This window comes from Pseudomonas lyxosi (assembly GCF_047758685.1).
GTDB lineage: Bacteria > Pseudomonadota > Gammaproteobacteria > Pseudomonadales > Pseudomonadaceae > Aquipseudomonas > Aquipseudomonas lyxosi.
This window is the reverse complement of sequence record NZ_CP180481.1, coordinates 544,955-561,774: the sequence shown is the minus strand read 5'-3', so window position 1 is coordinate 561,774 and position 16,820 is coordinate 544,955. Positions and strand designations below refer to the sequence as shown.

Genomic DNA, 16,820 nt, shown 5'->3' with positions numbered 1-16,820 from the left:
TCGCGAGCAAGCTCGGCTTCTACAGGTTTTGTGTATTGTCGAAATCGACATCCGGTTCAAATGTGCCATCAGTCTGGCGTCAATATTCACACAATGACCATTCGGCGCCTTTCGGTCTCACTTGACGTGCTAGTCAGACTTTTCCTCTATTCTCAGGTCAAGGATATCGACAGTAATCACTGGATCGAGACAGTCCTCCTGTGGGGGCTGAATACCGGATCTACCGAGGGTCGCTGCCATGTCGCGCAACCTCTGCCTCACCCGTCAATGCCTGGGCCTTGTGACCCGTATCGAGTGTGCCATCCGCCCATTGGCGGGGGATACGGGCATGTGGACCTTACTCTTCGCCGCCGGAATGGAAGGTGAACAACCTTCTGCCATCAAAGCCCAGGGCCCGTTTCATGGCCCCTTTGTGGCTGAGTCGATCCTCGACACCATTGTTGAAAGTCTCACCCTGCACGGCTATGAGCTGGCCGATGATCCGCAAATCTGGTGCCTGCACCTGCAAGCTCAGCTGCGGGAAATCAATGGTGGCCGCTGCCGCAACCCTGGAGGTTTCGAGTTTCGGCCCGAGCACTGAACGGGCTATTGAGCAAGGTTGGACGTATCCGCCTTGTCGAGTTTGACCTCGAAGCCATATTGCACGGTGGAGAGATCGGTTCGTTGATAGGTTTCCAGACGGGCAGGCTGCCCGTAGAAATAATGCACCCCCAATAATGCCGGGCCTTCTGCGCTCGCATCGTGGCTGACCGCCAGAATCTCCTTCAGATAATTGCCGCTGTCGTCCTTGGCGAAGAAACGCCAGTCCTGGGCGGGAAACTGCTTCAGATCAACCACCAACGCATTGCCTTTGAGCACCAGCCCTTTGGGCAACTGGTGGGCGTCGATGGTTTTCTTTTCGACGGTGGCGAGAAACAGCGGCATGGAGCCCACCGCGTAAGCCGGGGTTTCTGGAAACAGGTTCAAGTCGTAGGTGATGGTGCCGCGCAGGGGATCGACCTGGTAAGCCTCAGGCGGCAATTCGATCGGCTCATCGCGTTTGCCGTTACCGTCCTCGGTAAAGAAACTGACCGGGCTTTCGCCGGGGTTGAAGGAGGTGCCGAGCAGCTCATCATTGAAGCTTTTGGGGTGATCGAACTCGATACGCGCGGCACTGGGGTCTTCGACCGACTGACTGATGCTGACGCTCTTTTTCAGTTGTTCCTCGCCAAGTGTGGCGCCCTTGAGCCAGATCGGGGCCTGGTCGTCGTACACCACCACCGGCAGCGTCAGTGGCTGGATGGTCTTTTGCGTGGTGTGTGGGTCGAAGCGAAGTACCGGCAGGTTCAGGTCCTTGCGGGTCACCGTGGCGGTTGAAAAGTCCAGTACGCTGACCTCAAGCGTTTCGATCGGTCCGTTGAAGTACACCTTGGAATAGTGGTGGCTCTGTTGCTTCTCAAAGGTGCGCTGCTCTTCATCGATCTGTTTCTCGAAGCTCTCGCTCCAGGCTTTCTGCTGTTGCATTTTCGCCAGTTGCTTTTGATAGAAGGCTATTTGTGCGGCGGTTTCGTTGATCGAGCCTGAGCGCGCGAGAAATTGCCCGGTGCTGTCCTTGGCCTGGACGATCAGCGGGTTCAGCGGGGTTTCGCTGAGCTCGGGGGCCAATGGTGCGCTGTTGTTGAATTCGATTTCGGCGTAGTTGTTGGCAAGGCTCAGCAGGGTGACGCTGAGGTTGTCGTTGGTGCGAGTCTGGCCAGCGTCCTTTTTCGTCAGGTCGAAGCTGTAGAGCCGGCGCGGCGCGATGACTTCCACTTTGCCTTGCAGGCTCACCGGTTGTGGCTGGCTTTTGTTTTCGACATCCAGGCCATCGATGAAGGGGTAGGTCACCGTCAGGTCGTCGGGGTTGGTCAGGTTTGAGCTCGATGGGCTCAGTTGAATTCCAGGATCGGTTTCTGACCATTCCGGCTGAAACGGGATGACGCGTTTGTTGCTCAAAGTCACCGATTGCCATTCAAGGCTATGGGGAAAGAGAAACGCGACCGGAATGTTGAAGTTGAAGGGGAACACCGGTTGCAGATCGGTCAGGTAGTCGGAACTGGAGTCTTTGTGCAGCACGAACAGGCCGTTGATGTACGTGTCGACCAAGGCCTGGGGCGTCGGATAGTGCTTGAGGACGGCGAGGGCGTCTTCGCCATATTCGGTTTCCACCGGTTTGCTGTCGAGCTTGAGTTGCGCACGCTCGAGCAACAACAGTGAGCCGCCGAGTTCAGCCACGGCTTCCTTGAGTTTTGGGTCCTGAATCGCATCCAGAGACTTCTCGAACTGCGCAGTCTTTTCCTCGAGGCTGACCTGGCGCTTCTCATCGCTGGGAGAGCAGGCGCTCATCAGCAAAGCCAGGCAAATTCCGGCGCTCGTTAAAGGCAATCGCACATCCATTTCCCGTCTTCCTGTCCGATGTCGCTGAGCTGTCAATGCTTTGGACACTAGCAGAAAAACCTTGTCACACACGCGCAGGTTGCGGATTTCCCAATGGTTTCTGGGTGTAACAGGTGGCTGATATACTCGCGGCCATTTCCAGGCCTTGTGTGAGATTTAATGGAACGCTTTATCGAAAATGCAATGTACGCCTCGCGTTGGCTGCTGGCGCCGATCTACTTCGGACTGTCCCTCGGGCTGCTGGCACTGGCGCTGAAATTCTTCCAGGAAGTCTTCCACGTCATCCCTAACGTGTTCTCGATGGTCGAGTCGGAACTGATTCTGGTGCTGCTGTCGCTGATCGACATGGCGCTGGTGGGCGGTTTGCTGGTGATGGTGATGATTTCCGGTTACGAGAACTTTGTTTCCCAGCTGGACATCGACGAAAGCAAGGAGAAACTCAACTGGCTGGGCACCATGGATTCTTCTTCGCTGAAGATGAAAGTGGCAGCCTCCATCGTGGCGATTTCGTCCATTCACCTGCTGCGGGTTTTCATGGACGCCCAGAACCTCGATCCCGAGCACTTGAAGTGGTACGTGATCATCCACATGACCTTCGTGATTTCGGCGTTTGCCATGGGTTATCTGGATAAGCTGACCAAGCACTGATCACTTTTTATCGCTATACCCAACCGCCCGTCTGTTGCGAAACAGACGGGCGGTGTCGTTTGTGGCTTGTACTTTGATGCGCCGAGGCCTATGCCTGTAAAGATCTTGGCTCGCCATCGCGTGAGGTGCGTTTATGGACCTGAAAGAGTTGAATGCTTATGCCATCGCCGGGAAGGTTGATGAGCTCAACCTGATCTCGATGGAAGGCGGGATTTACCTGTTGGAAGCGCGGATGCATGGCGCGGCGTATCCGCTGAGTGATAACCACGGCCAGATGTTTCACCTGCGTTCGGTCGAGCATGCGCGTGAAGTGCTTCATGCCTTTCCCAGCTTGCCGTTCAACCTTGTACACGTTTCGGTTCATGACGAGATGTGTGGACTCGGTGCCAGTTCCGAGGGGAGCCTGAAGGTACCGATTGCATGGCAGCACTGACGCCTCTCATCAACGCAATGGCATCTGTGCTAGTCTGCTGGCCCTTTTGGTTCCGGGCGTTCCGGGACGCGCTGTGTACGCACGGCAAGTTCCAGGGCCGTCCGCACAGCGGAGCAGTGTCATGTCCGAAGTAAATCTGTCCACCGACGAAACCCGCGTCAGCTACGGTATTGGCCGTCAGCTGGGCGACCAACTGCGCGACAACCCGCCACCGGGCGTTAGCCTGGACGCGATCCTGGCAGGCCTGACCGACGCTTTCGCCGGCAAGGAAAGCCGTGTGGGCCAGGAAGAAATGTCCGCGAGCTTCAAGGTCATTCGCGAAATCATGCAAGCTGAAGCAGCTGCCAAAGCTGAAGCCGCTGCTGGCGAAGGCCTGGCCTTCCTGGCTGAAAACGCCAAGCGTGACGGCATCACCACCCTGGCTTCCGGCCTGCAATTTGAAGTACTGACTCAAGGTGAAGGCGCCAAGCCAACCCGTGAAGATCAAGTGCGCACTCACTACCACGGCACTCTGATCGACGGCACTGTGTTCGACAGCTCCTACGATCGTGGTCAGCCTGCAGAATTCCCGGTTGGCGGCGTGATCGCTGGCTGGACCGAAGCCCTGCAACTGATGAACGCCGGCAGCAAATGGCGTCTGTACGTGCCGAGCGAACTGGCTTACGGCGCTCAAGGCGTTGGCAGCATTCCGCCGCACAGCGTACTGGTATTCGACGTCGAACTGCTCGACGTTCTGTAAGACCGTAACCCTGTAGGCGCTCTGCCCCTACAGGGTTTTTCAGCGTTTCTCATACCTCGATCTTGTGGTGCAGTTCGCTTGTCGGGCGCAATGCCCGGGCATAGCAGAACAGAAACAGATTGCGCACCAGTTCCTTGAGCACCACCGGCTCGCTGGAACTCAAGCCGTTGACGTCTAGATCACCCTGATCCTTCAGCTCGTTCAAGGCTTCTTCTTCAAGTACCGCACAGACTTCCCCGGTTTCCCGATGCAGGATCCTGAGGTAAGGGTGTGGGCGGTCCAGCCAGGCGTCGATCAAATAAGTCATGGGTCTCATCTCCATTGATGGGCTTCAATGAGAATAATTCTTATTTATCAAATAGCAAGGACCTATTGGCGGTTTGTGTTTTTTTAAGGGTAAAGGTTGCGTAAGGTCAAAAACGGCTGGCGTTTGGCTATTGCGAGGGATTGTTGGGCGAAGCGGGGGAGGGTGAAGCACCATCCCACGCAGGACGCGGGATGGAATACAGCAGGCTCAGACTTTTCTGACGAACTCGGATTTGAGCTTCATCGGGCCGATGCCGTCGATCTTGCAGTCGATGTCGTGATCGCCATCGCACAGGCGGATGTTCTTGACCTTGGTGCCGACCTTGACCACCAGCGACGTGCCTTTGACCTTGAGGTCCTTGATCACGGTGATGGTGTCGCCGTCCTGCAGGACATTGCCGACCGAATCCTTTTTCACGGTGTCATCGGACACTGCTTCGGTTTCACCGCTGGCGGACCACTCGTGGGCGCACTCAGGGCAGATCAACTGGGCGCCGTCTTCGTAGGTGTATTCGGAATTGCATTTTGGGCAGGGTGGCAACGTGCTCACTAAAGCTCCTTGGATTCAGGATCGCTAAAAAGCGCACATTGTATAGGGTTTTAGGCGGAAGAGGGTCGGAGCAAAGATCGCAGCCCACTGTAGGAGCTGCCGAAGGCTGCGATCTTTTGATCTTGCTTTGAATATCAGTGCGTACGGGCGACCGCAAATTCGCTCAATTCGACCAGAGCATCGCGGTATTCGCTGGCAGGTAGCGCGTCGAGGCACTTGATCGCGCGGGCCACGTAGTCACGGGCCAATTGGGCGGTGTAATCCAGCGAGCCTGAGGCTTCCACGGCTTCGCGGATGCTTTCCAGGTCTTCGATGCCGCCTTTCTGGATCGCCTTGCGCACCAGAGCAGCCTGCTCCGGCGTGCCTTCGCGCATGGTGTAGATCAGCGGCAGGGTCGGCTTGCCTTCAGCCAGATCGTCACCGACGTTCTTGCCCAGGGTTTCGGCGTCGCCTTTGTAGTCCAGCAAGTCGTCGACCAGTTGGAACGCCACACCCAGGTGATCGCCAAACGTACGCAGGGCCTCGGCCTGTTCCGATGTCGCTTCGCAGAGCGCTGCAGCACTGTGTGTCGAGGCCTCAAAGAGCATCGCGGTCTTGCCGCGGATGACTTCCATGTAGGTCTCTTCGGTGGTGCTGGCGTCACGAACCTTGGACAGCTGCAACACTTCGCCTTCGGCGATGATGCGCGTGGCTTGCGAAAGGATTTTCATCACTGGCATGGAGCCCAGTTCGACCATCATTTCGAAGGACCGCGAATACAGGAAGTCGCCCACCAGCACGCTAGGCGCGTTGCCCCACATGGCGTTGGCGGTCGAGCGGCCACGGCGCATGCCGGACATGTCGACCACGTCGTCATGCAGCAGGGTCGCGGTGTGCAGGAACTCGATGGTCGCGGCCAGCAGGCGCAGGTCATCGCCTTCGCGACCCAGAGCCTTGCCACACAGCAACACTAATAGAGGGCGCAGGCGTTTACCGCCAGCCGAGGTAATGTAATCGCCGATTTTCGATACCAGCGGCACTCGGGAAGTCAGCTGCTTCTTGATGATGCCGTCGACGGCGCTAAAATCGTCCGCCACCGCGCGGTAGAAAGCTTGGGGTTGCATCAGCGACAGTTGCTCCAGAAGGGTTGCGCGGCATGCTAGGACCCACGTCGGCGGGTGTCAAGGTACGATGGACGGCCTCTTGCATCGCCCCGGCAGCTTGCGTACAATCGCGCACCCTGAACTTCCTGGGCAGCACCTGCCTTACGCAATTGCAAACAGGCCTTCCAGCCTTATGCAGCCATGCCAGCCAATACCTCTTCTTATAAAGAGCTGGGTGAGCAGGATTATCGGAGAAATACCATGTCGTACGCAGTAATTGTTACTGGTGGCAAGCAATACAAGGTCGCCCCAGGTGAATACCTGAAGATCGAAAAACTGGAAATCGCTACCGGCGAATCCGTTACTTTTGATCGCGTTCTGTTGGTCGCCAATGGCGATGACGTGAACATCGGCGCTCCAGTTGTTGCTGGCGCTACCGTTGTGGCTGAAGTGATCTCCCAAGGTCGTCACGATAAAGTCCGCATCATCAAGTTCCGTCGTCGTAAGCACCACATGAAGCGTATGGGCCACCGCCAGTGGTACACCGAGATCAAAATCACCGGTATTCAGGCTTAATTTCAGCCTAATTCCTCACTAGGAGAATTGACTCATGGCACACAAAAAAGCTGGTGGTAGTACCCGTAACGGTCGCGACTCAGAAGCCAAACGCCTTGGCGTGAAGATGTATGGCGGCCAGGTTATCATTCCGGGCAACATCATCGTGCGTCAGCGCGGCACCCAATTCCACGCCGGTTACGGTGTTGGCATGGGTAAAGATCACACTCTGTTCGCTAAAATCGACGGCGTGATCAAGTTTGAAGTAAAAGGCGCTTTCAACCGCCGTTACGTGAGCATTGTCCCGAAGACTGAAGTCGTCGCGGCATAATTACGTAGTTGCTGGAAAAGCCCTGTCTCGCGACGGGGCTTTTTCGTTTGTGGGGTGAGTCTCTTGCAAAGCTGTTTGTGATGGGCTCCAGCGCTGGATTTGCGGTCGTTGATTGAGGTCGCTGCGCTCATTTTTGCAAGAGTCTTATGTCTTAGTGTTTTTCGGCTCGTCCGTATGACGAGAGGCGTTTTGTTATGAAGTTTGTTGATGAAGTATCGATTCGAGTAAAGGCTGGCGACGGCGGCAACGGTTGCATGAGCTTCCGTCGCGAGAAATTCATTGAAAACGGTGGTCCGAACGGCGGTGACGGTGGTGATGGCGGCTCGGTCTACATGATCGCCGACGAAAACCTCAACACCCTGGTGGACTACCGTTACACCCGGCACTTTGATGCCGAGCGTGGTTCCAACGGCGGCAGCACCGACTGCACCGGTAAGAAAGGTGAAGAGCTGGTACTGCGTGTTCCGGTCGGCACTACCGTCATTGACTCCGCTACTCAGGAAGTGATCGGCGACCTGACCAAGGCTGGTCAGAAGCTGCTGGTGGCTCACGGCGGCTGGCACGGTCTGGGTAACACCCGATTCAAGTCCAGTACCAACCGTGCTCCGCGTCAGACCACTCCGGGTAAGCCGGGTGAGGCGCGTGATCTGAAGCTGGAAATGAAGGTGTTGGCTGACGTCGGTCTGCTGGGCTTGCCGAACGCTGGCAAAAGTACCTTCATTCGTTCTGTTTCGGCCGCCAAGCCGAAAGTCGCCGACTACCCGTTCACCACGTTGGTGCCGAACTTGGGCGTGGTCAGTGTCGATCGCTGGAAAAGCTTCGTGGTTGCGGACATTCCGGGTCTGATCGAAGGTGCTTCCGATGGCGCAGGCCTGGGGATTCGCTTCCTCAAGCACTTGTCGCGTACGCGTCTGCTGCTGCACCTCGTGGACATGGCTCCGCTCGATGACGCCAGCGCGCCGGATGCTGCTGAAGTGATCGTCAGCGAGTTGACCAAGTTCAGCCCGTCTCTGGCTGAGCGTGATCGTTGGTTGGTGCTGAACAAGTGCGACCAGATCCTCGAAGAAGAGCACGATGCTCGCGTCAAGGAAATCGTCGATCGCCTGGAGTGGACCGGTCCGGTCTACGTGATCTCGGCCATCTCCAAGCTGGGCACCGAGCGTCTTTGCCACGACATCATGCGTTACATGGAAGATCGTGCTGATCGCCTGGCTAACGACCCGGTTTACAAAGAAGAATTGGCCGATCTCGATCAGCGCATCGAAGACGAAGCCCGTGCTCAGCTGCAGGCCCTGGATGACCAGCGTGCCCTGCGCCGTAGCGGCGTGAAGTCGGTCCACGACATCGGCGACGATGATTGGGACGAAGAAGATGTGGATGACGAAGACGGTCCGGAAATCATTTACGTGCGTGACTGATTCGTTGCGATAAACTTAAACGCCGCTCACTAGAGCGGCGTTTTAGTATCTGGAAATCGATAGTTGGTCACGAATAACCACGAATAACGTTACGGGCAGTGCCAGGTCGCGCTGTCCTCAAGCTAAGGTTGAAGATGATGCGGAGCAAGGTGACAGGTGCGCAGCGTTGGGTCGTGAAGATCGGCAGCGCTTTGCTGACAGCGGACGGCAAGGGCCTGGATCGCGCGGCAATGGGTGTTTGGGTCGAGCAGATGGTGGCTTTGCATGAGGCTGGCGTCGAGCTGGTGCTGGTGTCCTCCGGGGCGGTGGCGGCCGGCATGAGCCGCTTGGGCTGGACCGTGCGACCCAGTGCGATGCACGAGTTGCAGGCCGCCGCTGCCATCGGTCAGATGGGGTTGGTGCAGGCCTGGGAGTCGAGCTTTGCCGAGCATGGCCGGCATACCGCGCAGATTCTCCTGACCCACGACGACTTGTCCGACCGCAAGCGCTATCTGAATGCCCGCAGCACCTTGCGCGCGCTGGTCGAGCTGAAAGTTATTCCGGTGATTAACGAAAACGACACCGTGGTCACTGATGAAATACGTTTCGGCGACAACGACACGCTCGCGGCGCTGGTAGCCAACCTGGTCGAAGCTGACTTGCTGGTGATCCTCACTGATCGCGATGGCATGTTCGACGCCGATCCGCGCAACAACCCTGACGCCAGCCTGATTTACGAAGCGCGCGCCGATGATCCGGCGCTGGATGCGGTGGCGGGCGGTACGGGTGGTGCGCTGGGTCGTGGCGGCATGCAGACCAAATTGCGTGCTGCACGGCTGGCGGCTCGTTCCGGTGCGCATACCATTATCGTTGGCGGGCGTATTGAGCGCGTACTGGATCGCCTCAAGGCGGGCGAGCGCATCGGCACCTTGCTGTCGCCTGAGCGCGGCCTGCTGGCGGCGCGCAAGCAATGGCTGGCCGGGCACCTGCAAACCCGCGGCACGCTCGTGCTGGATGCCGGTGCGGTGACGGCGTTGTCCAAAGGCAACAAAAGTTTGCTGCCTGTGGGTGTCAAGCTGGTCCAGGGCAGCTTCCGTCGTGGCGAGATGGTGGTTTGCGTGGCGCCGGATGGTCGCGAAATCGCCCGGGGCCTGGCCAACTACAGCGCGCTGGAAGCACAAAAAATCATCGGTCAGTCGTCTGAGGCGATTGTCGGTCTGTTGGGTTACATGGCGGAGCCGGAACTGGTTCATCGCGATAACCTGATCCTGGTCTGAAGGAATACCTGAATGCGCGTGGCAAAAGGATTGTTGGGTCTGCTGTTGGCGATGCCTCTGCTGGCCTCGGCCGAGGAGATTGGTCAGGTGTCGACGGTGTTCAAATTTGTCGGTCCGAACGACCGCATCGTCGTCGAAGCGTTTGATGATCCAAAGGTTGAGGGCGTGACCTGCTACCTGTCGCGGGCCAAGACGGGTGGTGTGAAGGGTAGTTTGGGGTTGGCTGAAGATCGCGCGGAAGCGTCTATCGCTTGTCGTCAGGTCGGGCCGATCAGCTTCAAAGGTGAGCTGAAGGATGGTGACGAGGTGTTCAAGGAGCGCACGTCGCTGGTGTTCAAGACCATGCAGGTGGTGCGATTCCTCGACAAGAAGCGCAATACGCTGGTGTACCTGGTCTATAGCGATCGTGTGATCGAAGGTAGTCCGCAGAATGCGGTGACGGCGATTCCGATTTTGCCGTGGGCGCAGGCGCAGTAATCCAAAGAAGATCAAAAGTATGGGAAGGGGCTGCCCCTTCCCATTTTTTTTGCGCTGGGTTTACTAAATCGCAGGCAATAAAAAACCGACCCGGAGGTCGGTTTTTTAACAAGCTTATCGCTTATGCGGCAACAGCAAGGTTCAGAGCCTTGACGTGACCGTTCAGGCGGCTCTTATGACGAGCAGCCTTGTTCTTGTGGATGATGCCTTTATCGGCCATACGGTCGATAACTGGCACGGCCAGAACGTAAGCAGCTTGAGCTTTTTCAGCGTCTTTTGCGTCGATGGCCTTAACTACATTCTTGATGTAGGTACGAACCATGGAACGCAGGCTGGCGTTGTGGCTGCGACGCTTCTCAGCCTGTTTTGCACGTTTTTTGGCGGAAGGTGTGTTGGCCACCGTCGAGCTCCTCGAAAGACTTTTTAGGAAATAGCAAACAAAATAGGCCGCGAATCATGCCGATGAGTTGATGTCTTGTCAAGGGCGGTTGAGACGTTCCGCTAAGTGGTAGGTATAAAGAGGCGGGATATTTATTTCCGGCGCTTGACCTGTAAACTCGCGAGCTTTGGCTCTGTGCTGCTGCGGCGCGGAGTATCGCATAAGTAGGCGCTTTGTTCGCCTGCTGTTTATCGACAGGCACAAACTCTTTCAATGAATCTGCTCAAATCGTTGGCCGCCGTCAGCTCTATCACGATGCTTTCCCGGATTCTGGGGTTCGTTCGTGACACTCTCATTGCGCGTACATTTGGCGCCGGGATGGCGACTGACGCCTTCTTTATCGCTTTCAAATTGCCCAATTTGCTGCGGCGGATCTTCGCCGAGGGAGCTTTTTCCCAGGCGTTTGTGCCGATTCTTGCTGAATATAAAAGCCAGAAGGGCGAGGAGGCGACGCGAACCTTCATTGCCTACGTCTCGGGCCTGCTGACGCTGGTACTGGCATTAGTCACCGCGTTGGGCATGATCGCTGCGCCGTGGGTCATCTGGGCGACCGCGCCGGGTTTCACCGATACACCGGAAAAATTCGAGCTGACGGCCAGTCTGTTGCGGGTGACCTTTCCTTATATATTGCTGATCTCCCTGTCTTCATTGGCCGGGGCGATCCTCAATACCTATAACCGCTTCTCGGTGCCGGCCTTCGTGCCGACCCTGCTCAACGTCAGCATGATCATCTTTTCGGTGTTCCTGACGCCGTACTTCGATCCGCCGGTCATGGCGCTGGGCTGGGCAGTACTGGTGGGTGGTCTGGCGCAATTGCTCTATCAGCTGCCGCACCTGAAAAAGATCGGCCTGCTGGTGTTGCCACGACTGAACCTGCGGGACAGCGGCGTCTGGCGAGTCATGAAACAAATGCTGCCGGCGATTCTCGGTGTGTCCGTGAGCCAGATTTCGCTGATCATCAATACCATTTTCGCCTCGTTCCTGGTCGCCGGTTCCGTGTCCTGGATGTACTACGCCGACCGTTTGATGGAGTTGCCGTCCGGTGTTCTGGGTGTGGCGCTGGGCACGATTCTCCTGCCGACCCTGGCCAAGACCTACGCCAGCAAGGATCGCCAGGAATACTCGCGAATCCTCGATTGGGGTCTGCGCCTGTGCTTCATGCTGGTGTTGCCGTGCTCCCTGGCACTGGGGATTCTCGCCGAGCCGCTGACGGTTTCTTTATTCCAGTACGGCCAGTTCAGCGCGTTTGACGCCACCATGACTCAACGGGCGCTGATCGCATATTCGGTCGGTTTGCTCGGGATTATCGTGATCAAAGTGCTGGCGCCGGGATTTTATGCGCAACAAAACATCCGCACGCCGGTGAAAATCGCGATTTTTACCCTGATCGTTACCCAATTGTTCAACCTGGTGTTGATCGGCCCGCTGGCCCACGCCGGCCTGGCGCTGGCCATCAGCATCGGCGCGTGCATTAACGCCGGGTTGCTGTTCTATCAACTGCGCAAGCAGCAGATGTATGAGCCGCAACCGGGTTGGGCGAAGTTCGGTTTCAAGCTAGTGATTGCAGTGTTGGTGATGTCTGCTGTGTTACTGGTCGGAATGCATTTCATGCCAGCCTGGGATCAGGGGCATATGCTGGAGAGGTTCCTGCGTCTGGGCGCATTGGTCGTTGCTGGTGTGGTGGCTTATTTCGGCATGTTGCTGTTGATGGGCTTCCGTTTGCGCGACTTCAATCGCAAAGCGCTGAGCTGAGGTCACGACCTCTATAAACACGGGCGAGCCGGCGGTTTTGTCGGCTCGATCACTTTGGGTTACGGTGTTGCCTGTCGTCGGCCGCCGGGTGTGGTTATAATCGACCACTTTATGAGCAAGAAGCGCGTTATGCAGCTGGTTCGAGGCCTCCACAACTTGCGCCCCCAGCATCGGGGCTGTGTCGCCACTATTGGCAACTTTGACGGTGTTCACCGTGGCCACCAGGCTATCCTGGCGAGGCTCCGTGAGCGTGCGCTCGAGTTGGGCGTGCCCAGCTGCGTGGTGATTTTTGAGCCGCAGCCGCGAGAGTTCTTCGCCCCTGATACGGCGCCGGCCCGTCTGGCCCGGCTGCGGGACAAACTGCAGCTGTTGGCCGAGGAAGGTGTCGACCGGGTCCTGTGCCTGGCCTTCAACCACCGCCTGAGCAAGCTCAGCGCCGCCGAATTTGTCGACACCATTCTGGTGGACGGCCTCGGTGTACAACATCTTGAGGTCGGTGACGACTTCCGTTTCGGCTGTGACCGGGTAGGGGATTTCGATTTCCTGCAACAGGCCGGCGTCCTGCAAGGCTTTACCGTCGAAGCGGCGCAAACCGTCGAGCTGGACGGTATTCGCGTCAGCAGCACCCAGGTCCGCAATGCATTGGCCGCTGCCGATTTTGTACTGGCCGAACGACTGCTCGGTCGTCCGTTCCGGATTGCCGGGCGGGTCCTGCATGGCCAGAAGCTGGCGCGCCAGTTGGGTACGCCCACGGCCAACATACAACTCAAGCGTCGTCGCGTGCCGCTGACCGGGGTTTACCTGGTCAACGTCGACATCGACAGCAAGACCTGGCCAGGCGTCGCCAACATTGGCGTGCGGCCAACCGTTCAAGGTGATGGCAAAGCCCACCTTGAAGTGCATCTTTTAGATTTTGCCGGCGATCTGTATGACCGGCGTTTGACGGTGGTTTTCCACCACAAGCTGCGTGAAGAGCAGCGTTTCGCCTCTCTGGAGGCGCTTAAGACGGCGATCAATGCGGATGTTGCCGCCGCCCGTGCCCTGTCGCACCTAGCGCCAATCGCTAATGAAGAGCCTTAAATGACCGACTATAAAGCCACGCTAAACCTTCCGGACACCGCCTTCCCAATGAAGGCCGGCCTGCCTCAGCGCGAACCGCAGATTCTGCAGCGCTGGGACAGCATTGGCCTGTACGGTAAGTTGCGCGAGATTGGCAAGGATCGTCCGAAGTTCGTACTTCACGACGGTCCTCCGTACGCCAACGGCACGATTCACATCGGTCATGCGCTGAACAAGATTCTCAAGGACATGATCATCCGTTCGAAAACCCTGTCGGGTTTCGACGCGCCTTATGTTCCGGGCTGGGACTGCCACGGTCTGCCGATCGAGCACAAAGTCGAAGTGACCCACGGTAAAAACCTGGGCGCGGACAAGACCCGCGAACTGTGCCGTGCCTACGCCACCGAGCAGATCGAAGGCCAGAAGTCCGAATTCATCCGTCTGGGCGTGTTGGGCGATTTCGCCAACCCGTACAAAACCATGGATTTCAAAAACGAGGCCGGTGAAATCCGCGCCCTGGCTGAAATCGTCAAGGGCGGTTTCGTGTTCAAGGGCCTGAAGCCTGTGAACTGGTGCTTCGACTGCGGTTCGGCCCTGGCTGAAGCGGAAGTCGAGTACGAGAACAAAAAGTCCTCGACCATTGACGTGGCTTTCCCGATTGCCGACGAAGCCAAGCTGGCTACCGCTTTCGGTCTGCCGTCGCTGGGTAAACCTGCCTCGATCGTGATCTGGACCACTACCCCGTGGACCATCCCGGCCAACCAGGCGTTGAACGTTCACCCGGAATTCAACTACGCCCTGGTCGACGTTGGCGACAAACTGCTGGTGCTGGCTGAAGAGCTGGTCGAGTCGTGCCTTGCCCGTTACAGCCTGGAAGGCTCGGTCATCGCGACCACCACCGGTAAAGAGCTGGAACTGATCAACTTCCGCCACCCGTTCTACGACCGTCTGTCGCCGGTTTACCTGGCCGAGTACGTTGAACTGGGCGCTGGCACCGGTGTGGTTCACTCCTCGCCAGCCTACGGCGTGGACGACTTCGTGACCTGCAAGAAGTACGGCATGGTCAACGACGACATCCTCAACCCGGTACAGAGCAACGGCGTTTACGCAACGTCGCTGGAGTTCTTCGGCGGCCAGTTCATCTGGAAGGCCAACCCGGCCATCGTCGACAAGTTGACCGAAGTCGGTGCGCTGCTGCACACCAGCATCATCGAACACAGCTACATGCACTGCTGGCGTCACAAGACCCCGCTGATCTACCGCGCCACCGCGCAGTGGTTCATCGGCATGGACAAAGAACCTGTGACCGGCGACACCCTGCGCAAGCGGGCGATCAAAGCCATCGAAGAGACCAAGTTCGTTCCGGCCTGGGGCCAGGCGCGCCTGCACTCGATGATTGCCAACCGTCCGGACTGGTGCATCTCCCGTCAGCGCAACTGGGGCGTGCCGATCCCGTTCTTCCTGGACAAGGAAAGCGGCGAGCTGCACCCACGTACCGCCGAACTGATGGAAGAAGTCGCCAAACGCGTCGAAGTCGAAGGCATCGAAGCCTGGTTCAAGATGGACGCCGCCGAGTTGCTCGGTGACGAAGCGCCGCAATACGACAAGATCAGCGACACCCTCGATGTCTGGTTCGATTCGGGCACCACGCACTGGCACGTTCTGCGCGGTTCGCACCCGATGGGCCACGAGACCGGTCCACGTGCCGACCTGTACCTGGAAGGTTCGGACCAACACCGTGGCTGGTTCCACTCGTCGTTGCTGACCGGTTGCGCCATCGACAACCACGCACCGTACCGCGAGCTGCTGACCCACGGCTTCACCGTCGACGAGTCCGGCCGCAAGATGTCCAAGTCCCTGGGCAACGTGATCGCGCCGCAAAAGGTCAACGACACGCTGGGCGCCGACATCATGCGTCTGTGGGTTGCTTCCACCGATTACTCGGGTGAAATGGCGGTTTCCGAGCAGATCCTGCAGCGCAGTGCGGACGCTTACCGACGGATCCGTAACACCGCACGCTTCCTGCTCTCCAACCTGACCGGCTTCAACCCGGCCACCGACATCCTGCCGGCCGAAGAAATGCTGGCGCTGGACCGTTGGGCTGTGGACCGCACCCTGCTGCTGCAACGCGAGCTGCAAGAGCACTATGGTGAATACCGCTTCTGGAACGTCTACTCCAAGATCCACAACTTCTGCGTGCAGGAGTTGGGCGGTTTCTACCTCGACATCATCAAGGACCGTCAGTACACCACTGGCGCCAACAGCAAGGCCCGCCGTTCGGCGCAAACCGCGCTGTACCACATCTCCGAAGCGCTGGTGCGCTGGATCGCCCCGATCCTGGCATTCACCGCTGACGAACTGTGGGAATACCTGCCGGGCGAGCGTAACGAATCGGTAATGCTCAACACCTGGTACGAAGGTCTGACCGAGCTGCCGGAAAACGTCGAGCTGGACCGCGCCTACTGGGAGCGGATCATGGCGGTGAAGGTCGCGGTCAACAAGGAAATGGAAATCCAGCGCGCGGCCAAGGCCGTCGGTGGCAACCTGCAAGCCGAAGTGACGCTGTTCGCCGAAGAGGCGCTGAGCGCCGACCTGGCCAAGCTGAGCAACGAACTGCGCTTCGTGTTGATCACCTCGACCGCTACCGTTGCACCATTCGTTCAGGCGCCGGCCGATGCCGTGGTCACCGAAGTCACCGGTTTGAAACTGCAAGTGGTCAAGTCGAGCCACGCCAAGTGCGCCCGTTGCTGGCACTGCCGTGAAGACGTCGGCGTGAACCCGGAGCATCCGGAAATCTGCGGTCGTTGCGTCGACAACATCAGCGGCGCTGGCGAGGTTCGTCACTATGCCTAATGCGGCTGGCCGTTTCGGACGGCTGAGCTGGCTCTGGTTGAGTTTGCTGGTCCTGGTCATCGACCAGGCCAGCAAGTTCTACTTCGAAGGCAAGCTCGAGATGTTCCAGCAAATCGTGGTGATCCCCGATTTGTTCAGCTGGACCCTGGCCTACAACACGGGCGCAGCATTCAGCTTCCTGGCCGACAGCTCCGGCTGGCAGCGCTGGTTGTTTGCCCTGATCGCGGTCGTGGTCAGTGCGGTGCTGGTAGTGTGGCTCAAGCGTCTGGGGCGCAACGAAACCTGGCTGGCCGTCGCTTTGGCGCTGGTACTGGGTGGCGCGCTGGGTAATCTGTATGACCGCATTGCTCTGGGCCATGTGATCGATTTCATTCTGGTGCATTGGCAGAACCGCTGGTATTTCCCGGCGTTCAACTTTGCCGACAGTGCAATCACTGTCGGTGCCGTAATGCTTGCGCTGGACATGTTCAAAAGTAAGAAAACCGGAGAAGCCGTTCATGACTGAAC

18 protein-coding genes are annotated in these 16,820 nt (G+C 57.9%); 13 read left to right on the top strand and 5 right to left on the bottom strand.

The window, feature by feature from the left end; genetic code table 11:
* Positions 1-238: 238 nt before the first annotated feature.
* Positions 239-580, top strand: a complete 342-nt coding sequence (locus ACMXYI_RS02720; protein ID WP_129441074.1) for a hypothetical protein — start codon at positions 239-241, stop codon at positions 578-580.
* 5 nt (positions 581-585) lie between these two features.
* Here the strand turns inward: ACMXYI_RS02720 and ACMXYI_RS02715 are convergent, their stop codons facing one another.
* Positions 586-2,415 carry a hypothetical protein gene (locus tag ACMXYI_RS02715; protein ID WP_415771518.1) on the bottom strand — a complete coding sequence of 610 codons (1,830 nt, stop codon included), beginning with the start codon at positions 2,413-2,415 and terminating at the stop codon, positions 586-588.
* 159 nt (positions 2,416-2,574) lie between these two features.
* Between ACMXYI_RS02715 and ACMXYI_RS02710 the strand changes: the two genes are divergently transcribed.
* The 3 genes from ACMXYI_RS02710 (at position 2,575) to ACMXYI_RS02700 (ending at position 4,235) form a co-directional block, all read left to right on the top strand.
* Positions 2,575-3,063, top strand: coding sequence for a TIGR00645 family protein (locus tag ACMXYI_RS02710; protein ID WP_347804760.1), 489 nt, complete (start codon positions 2,575-2,577; stop codon positions 3,061-3,063).
* A 133-nt stretch (positions 3,064-3,196) separates the two neighbouring features.
* Entirely contained in the window at positions 3,197-3,496 is a 300-nt protein-coding gene (locus ACMXYI_RS02705; protein ID WP_056742834.1) for a DUF6482 family protein, read from the top strand.
* A 121-nt stretch (positions 3,497-3,617) separates the two neighbouring features.
* Complete coding sequence (locus ACMXYI_RS02700; RefSeq protein ID WP_046048787.1) at positions 3,618-4,235, top strand: FKBP-type peptidyl-prolyl cis-trans isomerase; 618 nt, start codon at positions 3,618-3,620, stop codon at positions 4,233-4,235.
* Positions 4,236-4,284: 49 nt separating this feature from the next.
* On the opposite strand, the gene ACMXYI_RS02695 is transcribed toward ACMXYI_RS02700, so the two are convergent.
* From ACMXYI_RS02695 to ACMXYI_RS02685, 3 genes are all read right to left on the bottom strand, one after another.
* Positions 4,285-4,542, bottom strand: a complete 258-nt coding sequence (locus ACMXYI_RS02695) for a PA4570 family protein (RefSeq protein WP_415771517.1) — start codon at positions 4,540-4,542, stop codon at positions 4,285-4,287.
* Between the two features lie 207 nt (positions 4,543-4,749).
* Positions 4,750-5,091 carry a zinc ribbon domain-containing protein YjdM gene (locus ACMXYI_RS02690; protein ID WP_008052060.1) on the bottom strand — a complete coding sequence of 114 codons (342 nt, stop codon included), beginning with the start codon at positions 5,089-5,091 and terminating at the stop codon, positions 4,750-4,752.
* 134 nt (positions 5,092-5,225) lie between these two features.
* Positions 5,226-6,194 (bottom strand): polyprenyl synthetase family protein, encoded by a 969-nt coding sequence (locus ACMXYI_RS02685; RefSeq protein ID WP_123367773.1) that lies wholly within the window; start codon positions 6,192-6,194, stop codon positions 5,226-5,228.
* A gap of 240 nt (positions 6,195-6,434) precedes the next feature.
* Between ACMXYI_RS02685 and rplU the strand changes: the two genes are divergently transcribed.
* From rplU to ACMXYI_RS02660, 5 genes are all read left to right on the top strand, one after another.
* Positions 6,435-6,749: a 50S ribosomal protein L21 gene (rplU, locus tag ACMXYI_RS02680; RefSeq protein WP_003176051.1), complete on the top strand. Its 315-nt coding sequence runs from the start codon at positions 6,435-6,437 to the stop codon at positions 6,747-6,749.
* Between the two features lie 34 nt (positions 6,750-6,783).
* The gene (rpmA, locus tag ACMXYI_RS02675; protein WP_003215862.1) at positions 6,784-7,059 is read left to right on the top strand and encodes a 50S ribosomal protein L27; all 276 of its coding nucleotides are present in this window, start codon (positions 6,784-6,786) and stop codon (positions 7,057-7,059) included.
* Positions 7,060-7,253: 194 nt separating this feature from the next.
* On the top strand, positions 7,254-8,477 hold the full coding sequence (gene cgtA, locus ACMXYI_RS02670) for an Obg family GTPase CgtA (RefSeq protein ID WP_415771514.1): 1,224 nt from the start codon (positions 7,254-7,256) through the stop codon (positions 8,475-8,477).
* Between the two features lie 137 nt (positions 8,478-8,614).
* Positions 8,615-9,733: a glutamate 5-kinase gene (gene proB / locus ACMXYI_RS02665; RefSeq protein ID WP_415773851.1), complete on the top strand. Its 1,119-nt coding sequence runs from the start codon at positions 8,615-8,617 to the stop codon at positions 9,731-9,733.
* Between the two features lie 12 nt (positions 9,734-9,745).
* Positions 9,746-10,210 (top strand): CreA family protein, encoded by a 465-nt coding sequence (locus ACMXYI_RS02660; protein ID WP_309676989.1) that lies wholly within the window; start codon positions 9,746-9,748, stop codon positions 10,208-10,210.
* Positions 10,211-10,331: 121 nt separating this feature from the next.
* On the opposite strand, the gene rpsT is transcribed toward ACMXYI_RS02660, so the two are convergent.
* Positions 10,332-10,610 carry a 30S ribosomal protein S20 gene (rpsT, locus tag ACMXYI_RS02655; RefSeq protein WP_008154937.1) on the bottom strand — a complete coding sequence of 93 codons (279 nt, stop codon included), beginning with the start codon at positions 10,608-10,610 and terminating at the stop codon, positions 10,332-10,334.
* 252 nt (positions 10,611-10,862) lie between these two features.
* On the opposite strand from rpsT, the gene murJ reads away from it, so the two are divergent.
* The 4 genes from murJ (at position 10,863) to lspA (ending at position 16,818) form a co-directional block, all read left to right on the top strand.
* Positions 10,863-12,401, top strand: a complete 1,539-nt coding sequence (murJ, locus tag ACMXYI_RS02650) for a murein biosynthesis integral membrane protein MurJ (protein WP_415771512.1) — start codon at positions 10,863-10,865, stop codon at positions 12,399-12,401.
* A gap of 129 nt (positions 12,402-12,530) precedes the next feature.
* Complete coding sequence (gene ribF, locus ACMXYI_RS02645; RefSeq protein WP_415771511.1) at positions 12,531-13,481, top strand: bifunctional riboflavin kinase/FAD synthetase; 951 nt, start codon at positions 12,531-12,533, stop codon at positions 13,479-13,481.
* Positions 13,482-16,313: an isoleucine--tRNA ligase gene (ileS, locus tag ACMXYI_RS02640; RefSeq protein WP_415771509.1), complete on the top strand. Its 2,832-nt coding sequence runs from the start codon at positions 13,482-13,484 to the stop codon at positions 16,311-16,313.
* Positions 16,306-16,818 carry a signal peptidase II gene (gene lspA / locus ACMXYI_RS02635; protein WP_129441088.1) on the top strand — a complete coding sequence of 171 codons (513 nt, stop codon included), beginning with the start codon at positions 16,306-16,308 and terminating at the stop codon, positions 16,816-16,818. Before ileS ends, lspA begins: the two co-directional genes overlap by 8 nt.
* Positions 16,819-16,820: the final 2 nt, after the last annotated feature.